Origin of the sequence: Microvirga terrae, assembly GCF_013307435.2 — a bacterium.
In the GTDB taxonomy this organism is placed as follows: Bacteria; Pseudomonadota; Alphaproteobacteria; order Rhizobiales; family Beijerinckiaceae; genus Microvirga; species Microvirga terrae.
This window is the reverse complement of the sequence record NZ_CP102846.1, coordinates 81,858-105,208: the sequence shown is the minus strand read 5'-3', so window position 1 is coordinate 105,208 and position 23,351 is coordinate 81,858. Positions and strand designations below refer to the sequence as shown.

22 protein-coding genes are annotated in these 23,351 nt (G+C 61.1%); 8 read left to right on the top strand and 14 right to left on the bottom strand.

Annotated elements, in window-relative coordinates:
• Positions 1-40 precede the first annotated feature (40 nt).
• From HPT29_RS25305 to HPT29_RS25270, 8 genes are all read left to right on the top strand, one after another.
• Positions 41-997: a tyrosine recombinase gene (locus HPT29_RS25305; protein ID WP_173948949.1), complete on the top strand. Its 957-nt coding sequence runs from the start codon at positions 41-43 to the stop codon at positions 995-997.
• Positions 998-1,157: 160 nt separating this feature from the next.
• On the top strand, positions 1,158-2,591 hold the full coding sequence (locus HPT29_RS25300) for a DUF7986 domain-containing protein (protein ID WP_173948950.1): 1,434 nt from the start codon (positions 1,158-1,160) through the stop codon (positions 2,589-2,591).
• An 85-nt stretch (positions 2,592-2,676) separates the two neighbouring features.
• The gene (locus HPT29_RS25295; RefSeq protein WP_173948951.1) at positions 2,677-3,705 is read left to right on the top strand and encodes a M78 family metallopeptidase domain-containing protein; all 1,029 of its coding nucleotides are present in this window, start codon (positions 2,677-2,679) and stop codon (positions 3,703-3,705) included.
• Positions 3,706-4,551: 846 nt separating this feature from the next.
• On the top strand, positions 4,552-4,866 hold the full coding sequence (gene groES, locus HPT29_RS25290; RefSeq protein ID WP_173948952.1) for a co-chaperone GroES: 315 nt from the start codon (positions 4,552-4,554) through the stop codon (positions 4,864-4,866).
• 39 nt (positions 4,867-4,905) lie between these two features.
• Positions 4,906-6,555: a chaperonin GroEL gene (gene groL / locus HPT29_RS25285; RefSeq protein ID WP_173948953.1), complete on the top strand. Its 1,650-nt coding sequence runs from the start codon at positions 4,906-4,908 to the stop codon at positions 6,553-6,555.
• A 358-nt stretch (positions 6,556-6,913) separates the two neighbouring features.
• Positions 6,914-7,408 carry a c-type cytochrome gene (locus HPT29_RS25280; protein WP_173948954.1) on the top strand — a complete coding sequence of 165 codons (495 nt, stop codon included), beginning with the start codon at positions 6,914-6,916 and terminating at the stop codon, positions 7,406-7,408.
• 68 nt (positions 7,409-7,476) lie between these two features.
• Positions 7,477-7,743: a hypothetical protein gene (locus tag HPT29_RS25275; RefSeq protein ID WP_173948955.1), complete on the top strand. Its 267-nt coding sequence runs from the start codon at positions 7,477-7,479 to the stop codon at positions 7,741-7,743.
• 1,560 nt (positions 7,744-9,303) lie between these two features.
• A complete protein-coding gene (locus HPT29_RS25270) occupies positions 9,304-9,480 on the top strand; it encodes an SWIB/MDM2 domain-containing protein (protein ID WP_432807335.1) in 177 nt (58 codons plus the stop codon).
• A 79-nt stretch (positions 9,481-9,559) separates the two neighbouring features.
• Here HPT29_RS25270 and HPT29_RS28960 read toward each other — a convergent pair whose 3' ends face one another.
• The 14 genes from HPT29_RS28960 to HPT29_RS25200 all read right to left on the bottom strand — a co-directional run bounded on the left by HPT29_RS28960 (position 9,560) and on the right by HPT29_RS25200 (position 23,347).
• Complete coding sequence (locus HPT29_RS28960) at positions 9,560-10,021, bottom strand: HU family DNA-binding protein (RefSeq protein ID WP_432807326.1); 462 nt, start codon at positions 10,019-10,021, stop codon at positions 9,560-9,562.
• 245 nt (positions 10,022-10,266) lie between these two features.
• The gene (locus HPT29_RS25260; RefSeq protein ID WP_259060991.1) at positions 10,267-10,644 is read right to left on the bottom strand and encodes a hypothetical protein; all 378 of its coding nucleotides are present in this window, start codon (positions 10,642-10,644) and stop codon (positions 10,267-10,269) included.
• A gap of 458 nt (positions 10,645-11,102) precedes the next feature.
• Positions 11,103-11,798 (bottom strand): response regulator transcription factor, encoded by a 696-nt coding sequence (locus tag HPT29_RS25255; protein ID WP_173948957.1) that lies wholly within the window; start codon positions 11,796-11,798, stop codon positions 11,103-11,105.
• Between the two features lie 119 nt (positions 11,799-11,917).
• Entirely contained in the window at positions 11,918-12,265 is a 348-nt protein-coding gene (locus tag HPT29_RS25250) for a hypothetical protein (protein ID WP_173948958.1), read from the bottom strand.
• 438 nt (positions 12,266-12,703) lie between these two features.
• The gene (locus HPT29_RS25245) at positions 12,704-13,306 is read right to left on the bottom strand and encodes a triphosphoribosyl-dephospho-CoA synthase (protein ID WP_173948959.1); all 603 of its coding nucleotides are present in this window, start codon (positions 13,304-13,306) and stop codon (positions 12,704-12,706) included.
• Between the two features lie 773 nt (positions 13,307-14,079).
• Positions 14,080-15,510 (bottom strand): NAD(P)(+) transhydrogenase (Re/Si-specific) subunit beta, encoded by a 1,431-nt coding sequence (locus HPT29_RS25240; RefSeq protein WP_173948960.1) that lies wholly within the window; start codon positions 15,508-15,510, stop codon positions 14,080-14,082.
• A gap of 10 nt (positions 15,511-15,520) precedes the next feature.
• Positions 15,521-17,092, bottom strand: coding sequence for a Re/Si-specific NAD(P)(+) transhydrogenase subunit alpha (locus HPT29_RS25235; protein WP_173948961.1), 1,572 nt, complete (start codon positions 17,090-17,092; stop codon positions 15,521-15,523).
• Positions 17,093-17,120: 28 nt separating this feature from the next.
• Complete coding sequence (locus tag HPT29_RS25230) at positions 17,121-18,155, bottom strand: L-idonate 5-dehydrogenase (RefSeq protein WP_173948962.1); 1,035 nt, start codon at positions 18,153-18,155, stop codon at positions 17,121-17,123.
• 10 nt (positions 18,156-18,165) lie between these two features.
• The gene (locus HPT29_RS25225; RefSeq protein ID WP_173948963.1) at positions 18,166-19,107 is read right to left on the bottom strand and encodes a 2-hydroxyacid dehydrogenase; all 942 of its coding nucleotides are present in this window, start codon (positions 19,105-19,107) and stop codon (positions 18,166-18,168) included.
• A 60-nt stretch (positions 19,108-19,167) separates the two neighbouring features.
• A complete protein-coding gene (locus tag HPT29_RS25220; RefSeq protein ID WP_173949009.1) occupies positions 19,168-19,929 on the bottom strand; it encodes an SDR family oxidoreductase in 762 nt (253 codons plus the stop codon).
• Between the two features lie 315 nt (positions 19,930-20,244).
• On the bottom strand, positions 20,245-21,087 hold the full coding sequence (locus HPT29_RS25215) for an ABC transporter substrate-binding protein (protein WP_173948964.1): 843 nt from the start codon (positions 21,085-21,087) through the stop codon (positions 20,245-20,247).
• Positions 21,088-21,122: 35 nt separating this feature from the next.
• Positions 21,123-21,854 carry an amino acid ABC transporter ATP-binding protein gene (locus tag HPT29_RS25210; RefSeq protein WP_173948965.1) on the bottom strand — a complete coding sequence of 244 codons (732 nt, stop codon included), beginning with the start codon at positions 21,852-21,854 and terminating at the stop codon, positions 21,123-21,125.
• Between the two features lie 32 nt (positions 21,855-21,886).
• Entirely contained in the window at positions 21,887-22,642 is a 756-nt protein-coding gene (locus tag HPT29_RS25205; RefSeq protein WP_173948966.1) for an amino acid ABC transporter permease, read from the bottom strand.
• 3 nt (positions 22,643-22,645) lie between these two features.
• The gene (locus HPT29_RS25200) at positions 22,646-23,347 is read right to left on the bottom strand and encodes an amino acid ABC transporter permease (RefSeq protein ID WP_173948967.1); all 702 of its coding nucleotides are present in this window, start codon (positions 23,345-23,347) and stop codon (positions 22,646-22,648) included.
• Positions 23,348-23,351 lie beyond the last annotated feature (4 nt).

Sequence of the window (23,351 nt, the reverse complement as noted above, 5' to 3'; positions counted from 1 at the left end):
TAACCGCTGCCGTGGCAGGGTGCTCCCACAGGAGGATCTCATGCGCACCAACCAGCGGCTGGCCCAGCTCTGGCTCGACGCCCTGGCCACCGAACTCGGGGCCTCGGCGGGCACCCTTGCCACCTACAGCGATGATCTGACCTGTTATCTCACCTGGCTCGACGAGAACAGCCTCGGCCTGGACGCGGTCGGCCTGGAGCAGATCCGGGACTACATCGCCGGTCTCGATGGGCGCGGCTACGCCGGCTCGACCATCGCCCGCCGGATCACCGTGGCGCGCGGCCTGCACAGGTTCCTGATCGCCGAGGAACTCGGCTCGCGCGATCCCACCGCCCATCTGGCGGCCATGAAGCGGTCGCGCAAGCTGCCGTTCGTCCTGTCGATCGCCGAGACGGAGGCCCTGCTCGAGACCGCCCATGCCCTTGCGGCGGATCCCTCGGTGGGGCTCTACCGGCAGGCCGGCTATGCCCGACGGGCGGCCCTGTTCGAGACGCTGTATGCCTCGGGCATGCGCATCAGCGAAGCCCTGTCCCTGCCCGCCGATGCCGCGCCTGCCGGCACCCGGATGCTGCTGGTGCGCGGCAAGGGTGACAAGCAGCGCCTCGTGCCGCTGCATGGGCGGGCGATCAAGGCCATCGCCCTCTGGCAGCGGCTGGCTGCGGCCTATTCCGGCGGAGCGCCCTCCCCCTGGCTGTTCCACCCGGTGCGCCACGGGGCCAAGGCGCTCACGCGCCAGGCGGCCCTGCTGGAGATCAAGGAGGCGGCGCTGGCGGCAGGGCTGTCCAGCCCCGAGCGGGTCTCCCCGCACGTGCTGCGCCATGCCTTTGCCACCCACATGCATGCCGGTGGCACGGACCTGCGCGTGCTGCAGGAGCTGCTGGGACACGCCGGCATCGAGACCACCCAGATCTACACCCATCTCGACACCTCCCGTCTCCACCATATGGTCCGTGACCTCCACCCGCTGAACGAGGAGGAGCGCACGACAGCCGCCTGAACGCTGGACCAATGCGTGCATGTAGTCGTGCCAGCCGCGCTTGATCGGCACTGCCGCGGCGATACACTGAGCCTAAAGCACTCCATCCCTTACAGAGGTGCACTTTCAGTAGACCAGATCGCCCGCGCTTCTCCTGCAGCTCAACCAGGATCGAATGACCATGCTCGGCAACCATTCCCTTTCCGGATTGATGAAGTGGCTTGCGCACGAGGAATGGCGTGAGCCGTTTGCGGACGTTCTCGGCCTGCACCTCGGTCCGGCGTGTGAAGACTATGAGATGGACTTCGAAGAAATCGCCGAGGTGATCGGCGATCACGCAGCCATGACCCTGTGGGGCTGCGCCTTCGAGGACTTCCTCACCCAAGCCGTCGAGCCGGACGGGCGCAACATCGTCGAGGACTACCTCAAGCGCCGTGGCTGGAAGAAAAGCGCAGGCAACCGGCGCTACATGGAGGCGCTGCGGGACTCCTGCATGAGCCTGTACGAGGTGAGCGAGATCGTGCCGGGCCAGTCCTTCCTGGCGCGGGATCTTCTGCGCGACGGGGAGCCGATCCGGGTCAGCGAGCACTCCGCCACCAAAAGCCTCAAGGTCTGGGACAAGATCGGTGCCCGCATCGTTGAGGTCTCGGGCAAGAACATCCTGGCCGGAGGCCTCCTGCCCTTCCGCCCGAGCGCCGCCACTCTGCTCATAGAGGAGCTCAAGGCGGCCAGGCAGCAGGCCCGACGCGAATTCCGGAAGCTGACCAAGGAGGCTCAGCTGCCTAAGTCCACCCGGGAGGATGGCCAGATTGCCGACCTCCTGTTTATGGCGACAGCCGCACCGATCTTCAGCAACATCTGGCTGGACGATGCTCTGGCCTCAGCCCTCGATCAGAGCCTGCCGACCGTTCTCAACAGCGATGGCGACGAGGTGGTCTTCTGCCGGGTCCGCTTCCCATTGCGTTCGAAGGACGCCGCCGCAGAGATCCGGGAGCGCCTGCGCACTGCTCCGGTGTTTCAAGAGGAGAACGAAGGCTTCTGGAATTGGATCGAGCCGCAACAGCCTGCCAAACGGAAATCCTCAGGCAAGCCGGCGAACAGGTCTGTCCCAGAGCAAGGCCCGTCTGTGCGGGTGACGCTCGACACGGGCGACACGGTTCTGGGCAACATCGAACTGACCGACAAGGCATTGCTGCTGGAGGCGAACTCCCGCGAGCGGGCTGAGCGCGGGAGGGCCATCCTGGCTCAGCTGGCCGGGGTGCTGGTCGGGCCGGCTCTGACCGAGATTGAAACGCTCGAACAGGCGATGGCTGGGCGAGACGGGGACGACCATCTGGATCAGGTCGGCGACCTTCCCGCCGAACTGCAGGCCGAACTTGTCCATGGCGCGCTGACCGATCATTACCTCAAGACTCTCGACGAGCCGATCCCGGCGCTCGGGGATCTGAGCCCACGGGCCGCGGCTAAAACAGCTGCAGGCCGGCGCAAGGTCGCGGACTGGCTGAAACACATCGAGAACCAGACGAAGAGTGGGGTACCATCGGACGATCCGATGGCCAGCTATGACTTCACCTGGCTCTGGCGGGATCTGGGCCTGGAAAAGCTCAGGCGGTAGACGCTGTTCTTGGACGGCGCTCGCCAGCTGCCACAGTAGGGTGTGTTAAAGTGGCCTCTGGGACAGCCATTCCGGGAGGTGCGTGATGATCCGGGCCTCGTGTCACACCGCCGATAACGCTCTTTCGCTTGAGTTCGACGCGACGCCATGGTTTCGCGAGGCAGATCACCAGAGCATCCTCCATCTTGCCAATCAGGACTGGTCCAGCGTTTGGGTTGCCGATGGCCTTGAGACGCGTCCGGGCTATGAGAGGCTGCATGCTGAATCCCCAATCGACATCTATTCCTCCTTTGCCAAGGAGGGGTCAGGTCTTTGTTTCGTCGGGGGGGGGCAGTTTCTCAATTCGGACCACACGCCCACCCAGCTTGAGCACCAGAACTGCTTTCGAGACATGAGAACTGCGCTTTCGACCTTGATCCCATACGAGGGATTGCAAACCCAGAAAGCGCAATTTAATCTATATCTAGTAGCCGCTATAGTTTCGAGGTCCGATATGTTGCGGCATGTCACGGATGAAGAGATTGAGCAACGCGTGAAGGTTCTCCGAAGGGAGCTCGGTCTGCAGAACCAGAGCCGCCCTGACATGATGGCTGTGATCCACAAGCTTACGACCAGCTTTCGGCACTTTGCCCATCAGCGGGTACCAGACGCCGAGATGCCCGATGCCGAGGCGCAATGGGACGCCCGCAAGGGTCTCCTGCGGATGCGTGAGAGTGTCGTCGGTGCCATGCAGAGGGGTGAGCCAAGAGCCCGAATGGCCATCGCTAATGAGATTGGGCACTTCGCAATGCGGCACTCGGGCGCTCACAGCAGGAGTGTCACTCACACGAGCGCCGGAAGGCTCGTGTTGGAGGCCAAGAAGGAGGAGAGCGAGGCAAGACGGTTTGCTGCGATGTTCCTGGCTCCTAACTATCTCCTCAGTGCGACTGATACGGTTGAGGAGATCGTGGAGCGTTTTGGACTGAGCTTTGAAGCAGCCATGATCCGCAAGGGCGAGTTTGATGCATTCCAACGCCGCGCCTCTGGCCAGCGGCGTGAGCTGCCGTCCGTCGTGGTCGATTACTTGAAGGACGCTCAGAAGCGGGGTGTGAGGCTGCGGACGGCCTTGGATTGAGCGGCCTCTGACGGGCCTTCTCCCATCGTTTGGGGACATACCGGCCATCGACAGTGCCGATCCGGCGTTTGTGGCATCGATACGGTTGGATGTGAGGAGCGCTCAAGCGCGATGCTTGCACGATCCGCGTTTCTCAGGTCTCCGCCCGAGACGATGGCGGGTCTTAGCGGGTCGGCTGATTGGCGCTTTTTGCGCTGGCACCCGCTCGCCGGTCAACTTCAGTCGCCACAGCCGACCAGAACCGAAATCCTTGCTCGCTGCCTCTTGCGCGGCAGTAATACGCCTGCTGCCGCGCTCGGGCGTAGGCAGCTCTTCCCTCATCTGTAATCAGGCATATCGCCTCGTACTCGACGGCGGTGAGACCCGCTTGAGTCCTGGACTGTGGACGACGAGACAGCAGGGCTCGGATGGATCCGATCAGGCGCTTCATGAAAGCCAGTATGGACAGATGATGGGACGGGTCAATGAGCGCCCAGGACGATCAAGATGGCACCGCCAATGCGCGTCGTCACAGCCCCGCCAAAGTTTGCTAGCAAAGGTGCTCCCTTCGTAAGATCTGTCACTTAGTATCGCCAAAGCCTTTCATCCGCCCCGCTGGCCCTAAGCTGGTGGGCTATTTTGTTGCCCTTTGGGGCGTCAGCCGCCGGTGACAGAGGACCACCAGGGCTACCGGCTCCGACAGGAGTCACGAGAGCCCAACGCACCTTAAGCTTGGCCTTTGAGTGGCCTTGCCTCACCTGCAGCATTGGACTATCACTTCGCGTTAGCACTCTCATGCGTCGAGTGCTAATCGTGCCGCTCGGCGCAGACGAGTGCCTCCAATTCGAAGAACGAGGAGGTACCCCCATGACCTTTCGCCCATTGCACGACCGCGTGGTCATTCGCCGCATCGAAGCCGAAGAGAAGACCAAGGGCGGCATTATTATTCCCGATACCGCTAAGGAAAAGCCGCAAGAGGGCGAAGTCGTCGCCGTCGGCCCCGGCGCCCGTGACGAGAGCGGCAAGGTTGCTGCCCTCGACGTGAAGGCCGGCGACCGCGTTCTGTTCGGCAAGTGGTCCGGCACCGAGGTGCGGATCGACGGTCAGGACCTCCTGATCATGAAGGAATCCGACATCATGGGTGTGATCGAGCAGTCTGCCGAAGCGCAGCAGGCCGCCTAACCCGCCCCGACCAGATAAGAACCAACAGGAGTTCAGCCTATGGCTGCCAAAGACGTCAAATTCTCCTCCGATGCCCGTGATCGCATGCTGCGCGGCGTCGATATTCTCGCCAATGCCGTGAAGGTCACGCTCGGTCCGAAGGGCCGCAACGTGGTGATCGAGAAGTCCTTCGGGGCTCCGCGCATCACCAAGGACGGCGTCACCGTCGCCAAGGAGATCGAACTCTCCGACAAGTTCGAGAACATGGGCGCCCAGATGGTGCGCGAGGTCGCCTCGAAGGCGAGCGATGTGGCGGGTGACGGCACCACCACGGCGACGGTTCTGGCCCAGGCTATCGTGCGCGAGGGCGCCAAGGCAGTGGCCGCCGGCATGAACCCCATGGACCTCAAGCGCGGCATCGACCTGGCCGTGGCTGAGGCCGTGAAGGACATCCAGGCCCGCGCCAAGAAGGTGGCCTCGTCGGAAGAGATTGCCCAGGTCGGCACCATCTCCGCCAATGGTGATGCTTCCATCGGTGAGATGATTGCTCAGGCGATGCAGAAGGTCGGCAACGAGGGCGTGATCACGGTCGAGGAAGCCAAGACCGCCGAGACCGAGCTCGACGTGGTCGAGGGCATGCAGTTCGACCGCGGCTACCTCTCGCCGTACTTCATCACCAATGCCGAGAAGATGATCGCGGAACTCGAGGATCCCTACATCCTCATCCACGAGAAGAAGCTCTCCTCCTTGCAGTCGCTGCTGCCGATTCTCGAGGCCGTGGTGCAGACGAGCAAGCCGCTGCTGATTGTAGCGGAAGACATCGAGGGTGAGGCGCTCGCCACCCTGGTGGTCAACAAGCTGCGCGGCGGCCTGAAGATCGCCGCCGTGAAGGCTCCGGGCTTCGGCGACCGCCGCAAGGCCATGCTCGAGGACATCGCCATCCTCACGGCCGGCCAGACGATTTCTGAGGACCTTGGCATCAAGCTTGAGAACGTCACCCTCGACATGCTCGGCCGCGCCAAGCGCGTTCGCATCGAGAAGGAAAACACCACGATCATTGATGGTGCTGGTTCCAGCCAAGACATTGAGGCACGTGTGCAGCAGATCAAGGCACAGATCGAGGAGACCACCTCGGACTACGACCGTGAGAAGCTTCAGGAGCGTCTCGCCAAGTTGGCCGGCGGTGTTGCGGTGATCCGCGTTGGCGGCTCGACCGAGATCGAAGTGAAGGAGAAGAAAGACCGCGTTGACGATGCGATGCATGCCACCCGGGCTGCGGTGGAAGAAGGCATCGTCCCCGGCGGCGGCACGGCTCTGCTGCGCGCCAAGGCTGCGGTGGCCAAGCTCACCAGCGACAACCCGGATGTGAAGTCGGGCATCAACATCGTGCTGCGCGCCCTGGAAGCCCCGATCCGCCAGATCGCCGAGAATGCCGGCGTCGAAGGATCGACAGTCGTTGGCAAGATCAACGACAACACGAAGTCCGACACCTTCGGCTTCAACGCCCAGACGGAAGAGTTCGTGGATCTGCTCCAGGCCGGTATCGTCGACCCGGCGAAGGTGGTCCGCACCGCTCTGCAGAATGCAGCGTCGGTCGCTGGCCTGCTGGTCACTACCGAGGCCATGGTTGCTGAGACCCCCAAGAATGACGCTGTTCCGGCCATGCCCGGTGGAATGGGTGGCGGCATGGGTGGCATGGGCGGTTTCTAAGCCTCTGCCTCCAGCAGACCACAGGAAGAGCCCCGGAGTGATCCGGGGCTTTTTCTTTGAGGCCTCGCGATGAGGTGTCGATCGCGAGGGGGATATCTTCGCGCAAGCAGCGACATTTCAACTTGGTTGCCACACACCTCCCGCCTTCACGCAGTTCTGTTGCCAAACATTATGGAGCTTGTCGGCACTGCAAACCTACCAAGGGTTCACTCTCACATAGGCGTGGGACGCACTGTGGCGAGAGGCTGGATAAGAAGTGCCTTGGGAGCGGCATAGACTCATCTACACCTTCTGCGCACTTCACTCCTGTAGGACATCTGGCACCTTGGCTGGGTTCAACCTCAGTCAGAGAAGCTTCATGAAACCACTCATCTGCTCCGCTTTGGCAGCCGGGAGCCTCCTCCTGTTCATTCCGGCGGCTTTGGCGCAGAGCCAAACGCAGCGCGGCGAGTACCTGGCGACCATCATGGATTGCACCGGCTGCCATACGCCCGGCACCTTTCTTGGCAAGCCCGACCTGCAGCGACCTCTGGCTGGTTCAGAGGTCGGATTCCAGATCCCCGGGCTCGGTATCTTCTATCCACCCAACCTCACCCCTGATCGCGAGACGGGACTGGGCAAGTGGAGCGAGGCCGACATCATCAAAGCGGTGCGAACCGGCGTCAGGCCAGACGGTCGCCAGCTTGTGCCGATCATGCCGTACCACTCCTATGGCAAGCTCACGGATGCCGATGCCAAAGCTCTGGCTGGCTATCTGAAGAGTCTGAAGCCGGTCAGGAACCAGGTACCCGGTCCGGTCGGCGCCAACGAGAAGCCCTCATCCCCTTACCTGACCGTGGTCATGCCTCAGTAGCCTCCTGAAGCAGAGGCCCCAAAATCTAGAAGCTGGCGATCCCCGGAGAGGCTCAGGAGGCATCAGACATGCTCGAGGCAGAGTTGCAGCGGCTACGCGACGACCATACAGATCTTGCGAACCTGCTGGCTGAGCTGGAGACGCAACTCGCGCGGCCGTTCCCACCTGAGCCGCCGTTTCAGGTCATGTCAGATGCGACAGCCCTGCAAGATCGGGTCTATGCCATGGCTCGCAGGGTCGGGAGCATGAAGCGGGTGATCCGTGACAGGATCCTGCAGCAGGCGCTCGCAGCCGACTTCGCTCTGCAAGAAAGCAAGATTGAAGCCTCAGGATAGCACCATCGCATGTCTGGGCGGAGCCGGTCGGATGGCGTCGCTATGGGTATTCGCTCTCCAGCGCGAAGCCCGTCTTGAGGATTGAGGAACGAAAAGATGACGGACGAGGATACCTGTCGCATCGTGCGGGGCAACTGCGGCTACGAGGGGCGCCAGTGCCTCACCTATTTTGCCGGGATCTCGGCGCAGCGCGTCGGATCACGCAGCATCTGCTGCGAATGCCTCCCGGAGCCCGGGCCAAGGCGCATCTGCCTCTCGGCGACTAACCGAGCGTGTAGACGATGGCCCAGCCGATAATACCTAGGGCAGCCAGCAAACCGAACCATTCGAGGACACGCGACAGCCTATCATTGGCGGGCGACTACGGACGAGCCATCAGGAGCTTGTCATCATCGTCAACCATGTTGAGGAAATCCTACAATAGGCGACAGACAGTACCATTGGCATGAGCGCGTCATCATCTTCATCTCTCTCGCGCAATCACGACAACGGCGTCAAACCCCTGCCGTTTGCGCCTTGAGGCTAAGGCAAACGCCGCGGAGAGTGCCTGCTCCTCTGTGGAGTGAACTGAGATGCTTCGCCCGTCGTGCGAGACCGACCAGACATCATTCCTTGTACGCGTTACCACCACCCGTTCCACGCTTGCGGTTCCATTGGAGACCACCTTCAAGCGTAAATGTCCATCTCTGTTTCGCAATAAACTCAAAGGGATAGATCAACAATCCCTTAAGATTATGGTTCTGGCTCGGATGGTTACTTCCGGTGGCTGATGCCAGAGGCGTCAGGCTACTTGGAATGCTTGGAGGACCCGTTCGCGGATCTCGTCCAACTTATTCCGGAGGGCGTTCCTCTACCCTCGGATCTCCCCATTGGACGTGCACTGGCGTGCGTCAGGGCACAGCAGCCTTCAACGAAACTGGTTAATGAGCCCTTACCACAAGGATTGGGGTGCGACATGCCAGCGAAAAAGCAGAAAGGTGTTTCCTTTGCGCGACGTGAGATAGCGCGGCTTGAGCAGAAACTCAGGGCGGTTGACGCACAGATCGCTCGACTGGAAAGAGATCCAGACCTCGGCCTTGCTACACGGGATCATTTTATTGTCTGGAAGCGGCCCTGCCTTTTTGCTGCTTGGCCCTCTGTGATCCAATAGTCACCTCATCTACGCCTGCATCAGCAAATAGCGGGGTTTAGTGAAGGGATTTGTTGATGGTGCTGACGGAAGGACTCGAACCTGCACGGACAAGCCCAAGGGATTTTGGATCCCTTGCGTCTACCAAGTCTTCCTTGAAGGATGTGCACTCAGGAGTGATGAACAGGCGCCTGTTCTCGCCCCGCATGTAGCGCAGAAGGGCAAACCTGATCGATGCCGGGTTGTCGGAAGTGCCGGGCTGAACGCCCAACGCAAAGGCGCCGAAGAGGTGGATGAAGGGATCTCCTATCCGTCGGAGACTAGATAAGGCAACCGCATCTGCGCTTGAGCCAACGAGTTGATACCTCCCGCCTTCACCACATGATCGGCGACCTCCAACCGCTCAATAAGGCGCAGGACGCGCCCCACCTCTGCTTGGGAACACAGCGGTGGCAATAGTGTGGGATTACATCAAGTCCAACAATCTGCAGAACCCCGAAAACAAGCGGGAAATCCTCGCGGATGAGAAGCTTCAGGCTGTATTCGGCGGCAAGAGCAAGGTCAGCATGTTCGAGATGAACAAGCACTTTGCCCAGCATCTCTCCTGAGCGGACGCAACAACAGGCCCACCCCGCCAGCGTGCCGGTGGGGTGGGTGTCGCTTCAGCCATCCGGTTGCGGCTCCCGGCTAGACCGCCTCCTTGAGCTCCTTCGCAGGCCGGAAGGCGATCTTCTTGGAGGCTTTGATGTTGATCGGCTCGCCAGTCTGCGGGTTGCGCCCGGTACGCGCGGCGCGCTTGCGCACCTGCAGGATGCCGAGACCGCTCAGGCGGATCTTGTCACCCTTCTTCAAGCTCTTGGCGATCATCTCAACGACTTGCGTCAGCATCTCGTTAGCCTGGCGCTTGGGAAGCTCGTGCACTTCCGACAACTGTTCGGCAATGTGGCGCAGGGTGAGGATCGCGCCAGCCGAGGTGCCAGTGGATTTCTTTGCACCCTTGGGGGCTGCCTTGACTGACGCCTTCGGTGCTGCGGCCTTCGTAGACCTCTTGGCAACGGCGTCGGCCGTCTTAGTCGGTTCTGCTTTCGATGCGGCCGCTTTGCGGGCCGGCGCCTTCTTGGCTGTCGTCTTGGTTGCAGCTTTCGCCATGGGTGAGATCCTCCTGATGCGCTGACAATCTAGTAGTCAGTCGATGGGCAAAGGGTTTGCCACCCAAGATTGAAACCACCAGAGGGCTCCGGCCTCAATAACCGGGACGGAACGGATTCACAGGATCTTGGGGCAGCACAGGATCCTGTGAGTGATTGTGCAATTGGACAAGCAACTCCTGTAGCCGGAAACGCAGGCGACTGGGTTCCGGCCCATTGAGGGCTGAGGCGGAACCCGGGCCTGGATCAGGCGGCAAGAAAGAGCTCCTTCTGTCGCCAAGCGGCGCAGGCTCGTCGTCCATTCGGGCGTGCGGTCGCGATGCGCTCCTGGAAGCGGACCTGCGCTTCCTTGAGCAGACGGCGTTTTCGGGCGAGGGGTTGAGAGGCTCTGGCGGTGTCGTTCACAACAGCCGCCGCTGCCGCGTACAGGTCGGCTGTTGCGGCATCCAGGCCGGGATCTCGCTCGAACAAGGCCACAAGGCTCGCCAGGTGCTGTCTGAGGAGCGTCTGCAATTCGCGGAGGTAGGGTAGCTCTCCTCCGAACTCAATGGCCTTCACAGTTGGCGAGATCAGGGCCAACTTCTCTTCGATCGTGTTGGTGAATTGGTTCTCCGCCATGAGCAACCGTCTCCAGGTACGAGGAAGCCCGCCCAGCCCTTGAAGCACATGGAAAAGCATGCGCCTTCATGGTTAACCAGCGGTTTCAAACGGGTGAGAAGAACGACGCGATAAAGGCTTGGTGCCAATCCATCGCTATGTGCTCAGGCACACTTGCCTGAACACGGTCTGCAATCATCTTCCTCGGTCAGTGTCGAGACCTATCGTATGCGCCCTGGTGAGAGGTCTGGTGCTCGGCCTTCAGCCAGGGTGCTTCTATGTGGTGTTGCAACCGGCATCGCATGCGCCCCGACTGAAGTTTGGAAGAGGCTTCAGTTGGGGCGTTCTCAGTCCGACAAGTCGCGATGTTGCCATAGATTGTGTGAGGAAACGGGCTCTACAGGGGCATGAGAATCCAGAAAACCTGCAATCCGCTGACAGAACGCAGGGCAGCGGATGTGAGACGGGGGTCGTGAACCTGAGACTTAGCTTGCCAATTTGACGAGTTGTGGCTCCCGCAGCATGTAGCCGCGGCCCCAGACCGTCTCGATGTAGTCCCTGCCACCTGAAGCCTCCGCGAGCTTCCTGCGCAGCTTGCAGATGAATACGTCGATGATCTTGATCGCAGGTTCGTCCATGCCGCTATACAGATGATTGAGGAGCATCTCTTTGGTCAGCGTGTTCCCCTGGCGCTGAGCCAGAAACGCCAGGATCTTGTACTCCGTGCCCGTCAGGTTCACCCGGCGGCCTGCGATCTCAGCCTGTTGAACTCGGGGGTTGATCGTCAGATCGCCGCATTGAAGGACGGCCTCGGTCTGATCAGACGAGCGGCGGATGATGGCCTGCATGCGGGCGATGAGTTCATCCTTATGAAATGGCTTTGTGAGGTAATCATCGGCGCCGTAGCCGAGGCCTCTGACCTTGTTCTGGATGCCGTCCAGGCCTGAGAGGATCAGGACAGGCGTGCTCACCTTGGCAAGCCGCAGCTGTTGCAGGACATCATAGCCTGACATGTCCGGGAGATTGAGATCGAGCAGGATGATGTCGTAATCGGGGAGCCGGCCGAGATCGATGCCGTGCTCGCCCAGATCGGCGACGGAGATCTGGACATTGAGGCGCTGGAGCATGAGCTCAATGCTTCGAGCGACAGAGATGTCATCCTCGATCAGCAGCACGCGCATCTCACCACCTCCCAGAGACCTCAGCTAATATGAGGGAAGTATGCTCAACGAGGAGTTAACGCCGGAGGCACGTTGACGCTTTCACGGCGCTGACCTAATAATCCCAAGGCGATATTGGATCATAACTTCCGGCACTTTGGGCATAGGGAACCGATCATATCTTGTGCCATGCCACCACCATCGTCATCGAAGGCGAAAGCTTGGATCACGTAGCCTTCCGCTTCCACCCAGGCAATCATGAACGAGGGTGTCAGTGGGGAACCGGAGCGGTCGACCATTGCCACACGGTCCTTATGCAGGGTGAAAGCGATCTTTCTGAGCCGCGGCAGATCCGCCACGACGCTGTTCTTGGGATAGCGCGGAATAAAGTCGACCGGCTCACGCAGATACTCCGTGTCGCCATAGGTCCAGTCGAATTTCGCATTGTTCAGCAGTTGCTGCATCAGGGCGAAGCGCTCCGGTGTCATGCCGTCTGCTCCACTTGGTCGATCTAGGGCAGATACCCGAACGGCGGGTCGGCGGAAACTGTAGCTGTTAGTAGGTTAGCGCCGCTTCTCAGCTGCCTTCCTCACCTCTCGTGCCGTGACCCGTCGGGAAGAGGCGGAAGGATCGTATCCAGAGCGTTTCCGACACTCCTCCAGCGTCTGCTCTCTGGCAAGGATTTGCCACAGTTCTTCTAATGCAGGGTGCAGGGGTTGTTTGGTGTCGGTCTTCGTCTTGCTCATGCGCGATGCCTTTTGCTGGAGGCGCAAACTTCATGCTGCCGTACCGATTCCTCATTCAGCAGGATCTTGTTCGTGCAAGGCTGATTGATCGGTCGTGCTCGACCTCCTAAGCAGCCAATCGGTTTCGCGCCTTCTCCCTGCCATTGGGCGTAGAACCGGCACCTACCGTAGGGATGTTATCTACCGCCCTGGCGTCTCCGTCGACCTCACGAGTTGGCGCAAGGCTGCTGTATCTGGTTCACTGACGTCAACCCGTTCTTTGCCGCGGGGCTTTACAGCTGCCTTTTGGATACTGGGTGATGACATACCAACGGCGGCAACCTGCAGATTGCGAGCCTGCTTCTCGAGCAGCTTTGCTGAGGCTGCTTTGTCTTTTTGGATCGCGCCGGTTTTCTCCCCAATGGAATCTGTCCGGGACACATCACGGGTGACGTCATTGGGTTGGCGGTTTGCACCTTTGGCATCAGGCCTGACGGGAGGATACTCGACCCGAGCCTGCTCGCGAGACTGGGACAGCCGATTGATCTCGCGATGTGCCGTGGCAAGCTCTGCACGGAGCTGGGCCATCTCGGAGAGCGAGATTTGAGTTTTGGTCTGCTCGGCAACGAGCTGGGTTTGCGTGACCTGCAAGCTTGCGACCTGATCCTGAAGCTGGCGTCCGACCGTAGCCGACGTGTGCCTCACGATAGCGAATGAACTCCATCCTGCGGCCGCGGACAGACTGAGCGCAAGGATTAAGCCGCGATGTGCGTTCAATAGACGTGGCGCAGACTCCTGGAACATGGGCGCCTCCCGCGTACGCAAGATGACCGAAATTCAGCGCCCCTCATTCGGACCCACGGTTGGGGCGACAAAGAGGCTGTAACGGACCAGCTCAGGCTGCCGGCTGCCACGATACGGGTGTTTTCGTTGTCTTGGTTAAGACAGTGTAAAACCAAGGAGCTGATGAATGGCCAGGTCCTCGTGTAACAGGCTTGCGACGATGGCCGATGCAAGCCGCTCCGCAGCAACCTTGGCACCTGGAATATCGCTGGCGACTGCCCTGTGACTGGGTGCCAACTCAACGTAAGATCGGTATAGAGGCGACATTTTGCGAGACAGGCGCGCCTGACCACAGCTTATAGTTGTGGCGCATTGGGGCTTATCTCTCGTGGGAAAAGCGACTGTGCCAAGCTGGTTCGCCCACCCGCTCGGTCTATGACCAAAGTCAGATGCGCTATGGCCAGCTTTTCGCTAGACCCATCAAGGAGCTGGACCGGCAGACAAGAAAAAGCCGGGCCAACGTCCGGCGAAGTTCAGGTCCGACAAATCCATCAAAACCTTCCAGAGGGAACGACTGACACAGCAGAGCCGGGAGGAAAAAGGCGATGCCGCGTTGAAATCAGCCACTGCTGATATCGGCGGCATCGCGCCTCTCTGCAATGCAGCATGCCTCATGAAGGGACTGCGTTGACCGCATGCCACCGCTCTCGCAGTCCGAAAGTAGACGATTATACTTCGTTGGTTTCTGCCGGCACAGCATCAATGCATGTCGGTCAACTTCCCACACAAGAGCCTCAGAGAGACTGGACGAGCAGATCGATGCTGGCTTTGGCATCGCCGTAGAACATGCGGGTGTTGTCCTTGTAGAACAGCGGGTTCTCGATGCCGGAGTAGCCGGTCCCCTGCCCGCGCTTCGAGACGAACACCTGCTTGGCCTTCCACACCTCCAGCACCGGCATGCCGGCGATCGGACTGTTCGGATCCTCCTGGGCGGCCGGATTGACGATGTCGTTCGAGCCGATGACGATCACTACATCCGTCTCTGAAAAGTCCTCGTTGATCTCGTCCATCTCCAGCACGATGTCATACGGCACCTTGGCTTCCGCCAGCAGCACGTTCATGTGCCCGGGCAGGCGGCCTGCCACCGGATGGATGGCAAAGCGCACGTCCTTGCCCTTGGCCCGCAGCCGGCGGGTCAGCTCCGACACCGATTGCTGCGCCTGCGCCACCGCCATGCCGTAACCGGGCACAATCACGATGCTGTCGGCCTCCTCCAGGGCGGTCGCCACTCCGTCGGCGTCGATCGCGATCTGCTCGCCGGCAATCGCCATCACTGGACCCGTGGTGGCGCCAAACCCGCCGAGGATCACGCTGATGAAGCTCCGGTTCATGGCCTTGCACATGATATAGCTCAGGATCGCACCCGACGACCCGACCAGGGCACCGGTGACGATCAGCAGGTCGTTGCCCAGCGTGAAGCCGATCGCAGCCGCCGCCCAGCCCGAGTAGGAGTTGAGCATCGAGACCACCACCGGCATGTCGGCCCCGCCGATGCCCATGATCAGATGGTAGCCGATGAAGAACGCCAGTAGGGTCATCGCTACCAGCGCCCAGATGCCTGTACCCTGCACATACAGCACCAGCAACACGAGCGAGAGCAGCGCCGCCCCGGCATTGAGCCCATGGCCGCCGGGCAGCTTCCTGGCCTTGCCGTCGACCTTGCCGGCGAGCTTGCCAAACGCGATCACCGAGCCGGTAAACGTCACGGCACCGATAAATACGCCAAGGAAGACCTCGACCTTCAGGATCGCGATCTCCACCCCGGTCTTGTGCGCCAGCACCCCGGCAAAGCCGGTCAGCGCCTGCCGTGAGGCTTCGTCGAGGGCGAGCACGCGGGTGAGCTCGAGATCGGCATTAAAGCCGATGAACACGGCCGCGAGACCGACAAAGGAGTGCAGGGCTGCCACCAGCTGCGGCATCTCGGTCATCTCGACCTTCTTGGCCACATACCAGCCAATCGCTGAGCCGATCACCAGCGTGGCGGCAATGATGGCGTAGTTGCCCACACCCGGCCCGAACACCGTAGCACCCACGGCGAGCGCCATGCCGGCAATGCCGTACCAGACGGCCCGCTTGGCGCCCTCTTGGCCCGACAGGCCGCCCAGCGACAGGATGAACAGGATGGCGGCCGCCACATAGGCGGCGGAGACAAGACCAAAGCTCATCGGACGATCCTCACGACTTCTGGAACATGGCCAGCATCCGGCGCGTGACCAGGAAGCCGCCGACGATGTTGATGGTGGCAATCAGGAAGGAGAGCGAGGCCAGGCTGACCACCAGCCAGTGGCTGGAGCCCACCTGGAGCAGGGCGCCGAGCACCACGATGCCCGAGATGGCGTTGGTCACCGCCATCAGCGGCGTATGCAGCGAGTGGCTGACGCTCCAGATCACCTGGAAGCCGACAAAGCAGGCCAGGGCAAAGACGATGAAGTGAGCCATGAAGCTTGCCGGCGCATAGGCACCGACCAGCGCGATCAGCAGGCCACCGGCCACGAGCAGCCCCACCTGGGTCCTGGTCTGGCTCCGGAAGGCAGCGGCTTCCTGCGCCCGCTTCTCCTCCGGGGTGAGCTCCCTCGCCTTCTCCTTAGGCTTGGCGGCCGCGATCGCCTGCACTTTGGGCGGCGGAGGCGGGTAGGTGATCGTGCCCTGGTGCGTGACCGTGGCGCCGCGGATCACATCATCGTCCATGTTGTGGTGGATGACACCGTCCTTGTTCGGGGTCAGGTCGGTCAGGAAGTGGCGGATATTGTTGGCATACAGTGTCGAGGCCTGGGCGGCCATGCGGCTCGGGAAGTCGGTGTAGCCGATGATGGTGACGCCGTTGTCCGTCACCACCTTCTCGTCCGGCACGGTCAGGTCGCAGTTGCCGCCCCGTTCCGCTGCCAGATCCACGATCACCGAACCGGGCTTCATTGCTTGAACCATGTCGGCCGTCCACAGCTTCGGCGCTGGCCGGCCGGGGATCAGGGCGGTGGTGATGACGATGTCGATCTCCGGTGCGAGTTCGCGGAACTTGGCGAGCTGCTTCTCGCGGAACTCGGGGCTGGAGGGCGCGGCATAGCCGCCGGTGGCAGCGCCGTCCTGTGCCGCCTCGAACTCCAGAAAGACGAATTGCGCGCCCATGGACTCGATCTGCTCGGCCACCTCGGGCCGCACATCGAAGGCATAGGTGATGGCGCCCAGGCTGGTCGCGGTGCCGATCGCGGCGAGGCCTGCCACGCCGGCACCGACCACCAGCACCTTGGCGGGCGGGACTTTGCCGGCGGCGGTGACCTGGCCGGTGAAGAAGCGGCCGAAGTGGTTGCCGGCCTCGATCACGGCGCGGTAGCCGGCGATGTTGGCCATGGAGGAGAGCGCGTCCATCTTCTGGGCGCGGGAGATGCGCGGCACCATGTCCATGGCAATGACGGTGGCCTCCCGTTCCCTTGCCTGCTCCATAAGATCGGAGTTCTGGGCCGGCCAGAAGAACGAGATCAGGGTCTGGCCTTGGCGGAGCTGGTGGACCTCAGCCTGCGTCGGCGGCCGCACCTTGGTGAGCACGTCGGAGGCGGCGTAGAGGGCTGCCGCATCCGGCACGATGCTCACCCCGGCCGCAGCAAAGGCCGCATCCGAGAAGCCCGCCTTCTCCCCTGCCCCGGCCTCGATCACGCAGGCATGCCCGAGCTTCTGCAGCTGGAGGGCTGACTCAGGCGTCATCGCCACCCGCGCCTCACCTGGGAAGACTTCCCTCGGAGTTCCAATCCTCATGGCCAATGGTCCTTGCTCTGGCGGTGTGTCAGGTGAAGCTCAGATGGATCTTCATCGACCGGCTACGATCGCCGGCCGCCTCGAAGGCCGCCACCGCGTCAGTGATGGGATAGGTCCCGCTCATCAGAGGCTTGAGATCCACCCGGCGCGCGTTGATGAGGTCGACCGCGAGGGCGAACTCCTCGTGGAAGCGGAACGTCCCTTTCATCTCGATCTCTTTCGCCACCACCAGGTTCTGCGGGATCGACACGTCGCCGCCGAGCCCGAGCTGCACCAGCACGGATCGCGGCTTCAGCACCTCCAGGCCGGAGCGTACGGCGCTCCCATTGCCTGAAGCCTCGAACTGAACATCGAAGGTGCCCTTGTTGGTGGCAAAGGGCGACAGCGCCTCCGGCTCGCTCGCCACATTGATCGTCCGATCGGCGCCGACAGCCCGTGCCTTCTCCAGCACCGCATCCATGACATCCGTGGCGACGATCTCCCGTGCCCCGTGCGCCCGCGCGGCGATGATCGCGAGAGCCCCGATCGGGCCGCAGCCGGTCACCAGAACCCGCTTGCCCAGAAGCGATCCGGCCCGGTTGACCGCATGCAGCGTCACCGCCAGCGGCTCGGCGAACGCCGCCTCGTTGATTGAAACATCCTCCGCTACCTTGTGGCATTGCCATTGCTCGGCCACCAGGCTCTGCCGGAACGCGCCCTGGATGTGCGGCATCGGCATGGCGCTGCCATAGAAGCGCATGTTCAGGCACTGGTTCTGCTGGCCCTTCAGGCAGTACTCGCAGTGCTGGCAGGGCCGGCTCGGCGAGACAGCCACCCGGTCTCCGATGGCCAGACCCGAGACGCCCTCGCCGAGCGAGCGGACGGTACCGGCTACCTCATGGCCGAGGATCATCGGCTCGCGCACCCGAACCGTGCCGAAGCCGCCATGGTTGTAGTAGTGCAGATCGGAGCCGCAGATGCCGCCGGCCTCGATGGCGACCTCGACCTGTTCCGGCCCGGGAGTCTCCGGCTCACGCTCCTCGATGCGCAGGTCCTTGGCGGCATGAATGACAACGGCTTTCATGGGGCAATCCTCAGATGACGGGCGTGAGAAGGGGCTGCTGGGCAAAATGCGCCGCTAGGTTGTCGCGCACCAGTTTCCCCATCGCCTGCCGGGTTTCCACAGTCCCGGATGCGTGATGCGGCTGTAGGATGACGTTCTCGAGCGTCAGGAAGCGCTCGTCGATGTTCGGCTCGTTCCAGAATACATCAAGGCCGGCGCCCTTGATGATGTTGTGCTCGAGTGCATCGAGCAGGGCTGCCTCATCAACGGTCGATCCCCGCGAGATGTTGATCAGGATGCCGTCGCGTCCGAGCGCCTGCAGGACATCGGCGTTGATGATTTTTTGGGTGCTAGCGCCGCCCGCCAGAGTGACGATGAGGAACTCGGACTGCTCGGCCAGGGCCATCAGATCAGGCACGAAGGTGTACGGCAGATCATCCCACTGGGCGATGTCGAAATGGGCAATCGGGCAGTCGAACGCCGCCAGGCGCTTGGCCACCTCGACGCCGATGCGTCCCATACCGACGATGCCGACCTTCTTGCCGTGGACGCGGGTGACGAGACGCATGTTGGCGTTGCGCCAGCGTCCGTCCCGGACATATTTGTCAGCCTGCGGGATCTGACGGGCCACTGCCAGGAGCAGCCCGACGCCGATGTCGGCCACGTCAGCGGTGAGGACGTTGGGCGTGTTGGTCACCCGGATCCCATTGGCCTTCGCATGTGAGAGGTCGATGGCATCGGTTCCGACGCCATAGCAGGAGACGATCTCAAGCCTTGGCAAAGCCGTCATGAGCTCAGCCGACGCGCCAATCTCGCCGCGGGTCGCGATGGCGCGAACGTTGTCACCCACTTGGCGCAGAAAGGCTGCCCGGTCGGGCGCTTCCCAAAGCTTGTGAACCGTGTAGTTGCTCTCCAGGTCCTCAAGGTCCCAAGTCGGATAGGGACCCATCATCAGGATCTCAGGCTTTGTCATTGCGAGCGTTCTCCCATGTCGGCATTTGCTGGCGGCTGTCTGACGCGGCTGATGCTTGCGTCAGAGGCAGGTGGTGATGCCGCCATCAACGTAGAGCGTGTGCCCGTTGACGAACGAGGAGGCCTCGCTCGAGAGGAACACCGCCGCACCAATCAGCTCCTCGACGTTGCCCCAGCGGGCCGCCGGCGTGCGCTTCTCCAGCCAGCCTGAGAAGTCTGGATTGTCGACGAGGGCCTGGTTGAGCGGCGTCTTGAAGTAGCCGGGCGCAATGGCGTTGACCTGCAGGCCGTGCTTGGCCCAGTCCGCGCACATGCCCCGGGTCAGGTTCTTCACTGCTCCCTTGGTGGCCGTGTAAGGAGCGATCCCAGGCCGGGCGAGCTCGCTCTGGACCGAGGCGATGTTGATGATTTTGCCGCGCCCGCGCGGGATCATGTGCCGGGCGACCGCTTGCCCGACATAGAACACGCTGGAGACATTGGTGGTCAGCAGCTGCTCCCACCGGTCAGCGGGGAAGTCCTCGAGCGGGGTGCGGAACTGCATTCCCGCATTGTTAATCAGGATGTCGATCGGGCCCTCGCCTTCAATGGCCTCAATCCCATTCCGGACAGCGTCCGCCGAGGTCACGTCAAAGATTGCAGTCGCGACTCTGTGTCCTGCCGCCGACAGTTGGGCGGCAGCAACTTCGATCTTGCCCGGGTCACGTCCATTGAGAACGACCGCAGCACCGTGTTCCGCCAAACCTCTGGCCAGAGCGAAACCGATACCTTGTGACGAGCCCGTCACGAGAGCACGTCGACCTGCAAGCGAAAACAATGAAGACACCATTGAATCCTTCTCAACCATCGTGCGCGATGGGACTTTTAGATGTAGTTTGTCGTTCATTTCGACCATTTCCTCATGGCCGAATGCCTTTGAAATCTAGGCTCAGGAAACCAGCTCGACAAAGACAACTACAATCTGTAGCCATAGCTTTTGCTTATGGCGATGTGTTCGCAAGATGCCGCAAGCAGCGCCTGTGCCTATACCAAGGATCGAATGGAGTCTCAGAGTCGGCGGCGGTTTCGCAAATGGAGACGCCGGCTCGCTTGACGCAAGCCGGCGGGAATGTCCGCTAGGAATGAACGGAAGTGCCAGATCTTAGGGAATTGGCTCGAACTTCAGTTCGGTTAGAGGCGTGACTTTATCGGTCCGCGTCATCTTGAACTCGGTGTTGGGCCCGAGCCACTTATCCCAGGCTGCATTGATTTCACCGGCCGCATCCATCTCCTTGAGGGTTTCGTTGACCTTCGCCAACAATGCAGGCTCGTCCTTCTTCATGCCGATGCCCGTTGGTTGCAATACCATGGGCTCAGGGATCATCTTCAGCTCGACGCCTCTCGTCTTTGACTCGTTGACGAGTTTCGTGATCGTCATGGTATTAGCGACCATGCCGAGCGCCTTGTTCTGTTGAACCGCCATGAACGCCGAGCCCGTGTCTTGGAAGGTCAGCGGTTCTGATCCATTCATCTTGATGGCGAGCTCGGAGGTCGATCCCTTGGTCGAGGCGAGCCGCTTGCCCTTGAAATCGGCCTTGGACGTTGCCGGATCACTCGCCTTCACAGCCAGCATTTCCTTCGCCATATAGTAAGGGTCACTATACTGGATCTGCTCAGCGCGGCTTAGGGTATAGGCGAGGTTCGCAATTGTCAGATCGACGCGACCGAGCTTGACCTCAGGCACACGGGCCTCGACGGACAGCGGCGTAAGCTTTGCCTCGACGCCCCATCGCTTGGCGATCCCTTTGCACAGATCGACATCGAAACCGACCAACTCGCGTGTTTTTGGATCCGGCGCCGAGAACGGCGGCACGTCAGCGTAGACGCCGCAGCGAAGCTCCTTGCGAGCCATGATATCAGCAAGTTGATCGGCACTCGCGGGGGCGATCGCGGTGAGACCGAGAGCGGCGGCCGCAAGGCCGAGTTTAAGCGACTTCAGTGACATGTCCTTCTCCTCTGGTTTTATTTTATGCTGATCGTTCAATGGCGCAGATCCGAAAGGAAGCGCTGCGCGCGAGGGTGCTGAGGCCGCGAGAAAAAGCTCTCGGGATCGGCCTCCTCAAGGATGCGACCTCCGTCCATGAACCAGACGCGATCCGCAACTTCCCGTGCGAACCCCATTTCGTGAGTCACGCACATCATGGTCATGCCATCCGCGGCCAGTGCCTTCATCACGGCAAGCACCTCGCCGACCATCTCAGGATCAAGGGCGCTGGTGGGCTCATCGAACAGCATCGCTGGCGGCTCCATGGCGAGCGCCCGGGCAATCGCAACGCGCTGCTGCTGACCACCGGACAGCTGGCCTGGATAGGAGCCGGCCTTTGCCGCGAGGCCCACGCGGTCAAGAAGCTGCATTGCCTTTTCGCGAGCTACCTCCCGCTTGACGCCATTGACCGTGACGGGCGACAGAGTGACATTCTCGAGCGCCGAGAGATGCGGAAATAGATTGAAGCTCTGGAACACAAATCCAATGCGGCTTCGAAGATGATTGAGCTCCTTGCTACGCATTTTGGCATGCACGTCCTGACCGTCGAAGATGATTGAGCCGGACTGAATCTCTTCAAGCCGGTTGACCGTTCTGATCAACGTCGACTTTCCTGAGCCTGATGGCCCGCACACCACCACGACCTCGCTTCGAGCCACCTCAGCGTTGATGTTGTCAAGTGCCTGAAATGATCCGTAGTTCTTGCGGACATTTGAAAAGCGGATCATTGGTGGGCCTCCCGCGGACGGACGCACAGTGCTCATGGCTCAGCCGTAAGTGTTTGAGGTTGCATTGTGACGGGCAATGGACCGGTAGTCGTCCCGGCTCGCTTGCGAGCGATGCGTCGTTCCAGAACGGTCGCCGCGTGGGTTAGCGTCCAGCAGACGAGATAGTATATGATTGCCAGAATGAAGAAGACCTCGAATGGTTTCGAAAGGAGGCGATTGTTGATCTGATTAGCCGCAAACGTAAGCTCCGGAACGTTGATGACATATCCCAGAGTCGTCTCCTTGATTGTCGAGACGAACTGGCTGAGGATGCTGGGCAGCATGTTATAGAGAGCCTGTGGCAGGATGACGTACCACATGGCACCAAGATAGCTGTGGCCCAGGGCACGCGCCGCATCCATCTGGCCGCGGCCAACGGCGACAATCCCGGCTCGCACGACTTCGCTCAGAAATGCCGCCTCATAAAGAACCAACGTTACGAGCATGGTCACAAACCCGGGAATATTCGCGCCAAGGAGCAACGGGACCATAAAGTAGACCCACAGGATCAGCATCAGTAGCGGCACGCCCCGCGCGATGTAGACGAGTGCGGTCGATGGCCAAAGCAGAAACGGCGATCGCGACAACCTAGCGAGGGCGAGCAACACGCTGAGCGGGAATGCAAGAGCGATGCTCAGTACGGAGAGGATCAGAGTCGCGGCTAATCCTCCAAGCGGCCCGTTGGGGTATTGGCCGATCAGCAGAAGAAGCCAGTTATCCTGAATGATGGAGAGGATATCCCAGAGCATCGGTCAGCGTCCTCCGCTCAAGGCTGCCTTCCGGCCGAGTGCAGCTCCGACAGACATGATCAGCAGAGAGCAGATCAGGTACGCGATGGTTGCGATCAGGTAGGCTTCGAAGGTTCTGAAGCTCTGGCTTTCGATTTCCTTAACAGCATGCGTGAGCTCGGCGACCCCGATCGCCATCGCAAGGCTGCTGTTCTTGAACAAGGATACGCTGTGGTTGATGAGCGCGGGCAGAGCATTGCGAAACGCTTGCGGCATGAGCACATAGCGCATCGTGCCGAAGAAGCTGTGTCCAAGGGCACGGGCAGCCTCGGATTGGCCGGCCGGCACAGAACGGATACCGGAGCGCAGATCCTCACTGAAATAAGCCGCCTGACACAGCCCAAGGGCAACGATGGCAAAAGTGGCCTCCGCATTATGATCAGAGAGCCAGTATTGCAACCCTTCGGGCAGGAGGCTCGATATTCCGAAGTACCACAGCATCAGCTGCACCAGGGTCGGAACATTGCGGTGGTAAGAGACGTAGGCCGCAACGGCGCGATCAGCGAGGCGGCTCGGGGACAGCCGAATGATCAGGAGCAGAATCGCTAGGGTCATGGCGAGGAGCCATGACCCGGTGGCAATCACAAAGGTCATCTCCAGCCCATGGAGGAGCATGAGCCCGAAGTTCGGGTTCGTTAAGATCGCGACAAGATCGAACCCGCCCATAGCA

Excerpts from the sequence above, each read along its gene's own strand:
- groES (WP_173948952.1), top strand. The coding sequence starts at position 4,552 with ATGACCTTTCGCCCATTGCACGACCGCGTGGTCATTCGCCGCATCGAA.
- HPT29_RS25235 (WP_173948961.1), bottom strand. The coding sequence starts at position 17,092 with ATGAGGATTGGAACTCCGAGGGAAGTCTTCCCAGGTGAGGCGCGGGTG.
- HPT29_RS25280 (WP_173948954.1), top strand. The coding sequence starts at position 6,914 with ATGAAACCACTCATCTGCTCCGCTTTGGCAGCCGGGAGCCTCCTCCTG.
- HPT29_RS25230 (WP_173948962.1), bottom strand. The coding sequence starts at position 18,155 with ATGAAAGCCGTTGTCATTCATGCCGCCAAGGACCTGCGCATCGAGGAG.
- HPT29_RS25300 (WP_173948950.1), top strand. The coding sequence starts at position 1,158 with ATGCTCGGCAACCATTCCCTTTCCGGATTGATGAAGTGGCTTGCGCAC.
- HPT29_RS25210 (WP_173948965.1), bottom strand. The coding sequence starts at position 21,854 with ATGATCCGCTTTTCAAATGTCCGCAAGAACTACGGATCATTTCAGGCA.
- HPT29_RS25240 (WP_173948960.1), bottom strand. The coding sequence starts at position 15,510 with ATGAGCTTTGGTCTTGTCTCCGCCGCCTATGTGGCGGCCGCCATCCTG.
- groL (WP_173948953.1), top strand. The coding sequence starts at position 4,906 with ATGGCTGCCAAAGACGTCAAATTCTCCTCCGATGCCCGTGATCGCATG.
- HPT29_RS25275 (WP_173948955.1), top strand. The coding sequence starts at position 7,477 with ATGCTCGAGGCAGAGTTGCAGCGGCTACGCGACGACCATACAGATCTT.
- HPT29_RS25205 (WP_173948966.1), bottom strand. The coding sequence starts at position 22,642 with ATGCTCTGGGATATCCTCTCCATCATTCAGGATAACTGGCTTCTTCTG.
- HPT29_RS25225 (WP_173948963.1), bottom strand. The coding sequence starts at position 19,107 with ATGACAAAGCCTGAGATCCTGATGATGGGTCCCTATCCGACTTGGGAC.
- HPT29_RS25200 (WP_173948967.1), bottom strand. The coding sequence starts at position 23,347 with ATGGGCGGGTTCGATCTTGTCGCGATCTTAACGAACCCGAACTTCGGG.
- HPT29_RS25250 (WP_173948958.1), bottom strand. The coding sequence starts at position 12,265 with ATGACACCGGAGCGCTTCGCCCTGATGCAGCAACTGCTGAACAATGCG.
- HPT29_RS25305 (WP_173948949.1), top strand. The coding sequence starts at position 41 with ATGCGCACCAACCAGCGGCTGGCCCAGCTCTGGCTCGACGCCCTGGCC.
- HPT29_RS25255 (WP_173948957.1), bottom strand. The coding sequence starts at position 11,798 with ATGCGCGTGCTGCTGATCGAGGATGACATCTCTGTCGCTCGAAGCATT.
- HPT29_RS28960 (WP_432807326.1), bottom strand. The coding sequence starts at position 10,021 with ATGGCGAAAGCTGCAACCAAGACGACAGCCAAGAAGGCGCCGGCCCGC.
- HPT29_RS25245 (WP_173948959.1), bottom strand. The coding sequence starts at position 13,306 with ATGTTCCAGGAGTCTGCGCCACGTCTATTGAACGCACATCGCGGCTTA.
- HPT29_RS25215 (WP_173948964.1), bottom strand. The coding sequence starts at position 21,087 with ATGTCACTGAAGTCGCTTAAACTCGGCCTTGCGGCCGCCGCTCTCGGT.
- HPT29_RS25295 (WP_173948951.1), top strand. The coding sequence starts at position 2,677 with ATGATCCGGGCCTCGTGTCACACCGCCGATAACGCTCTTTCGCTTGAG.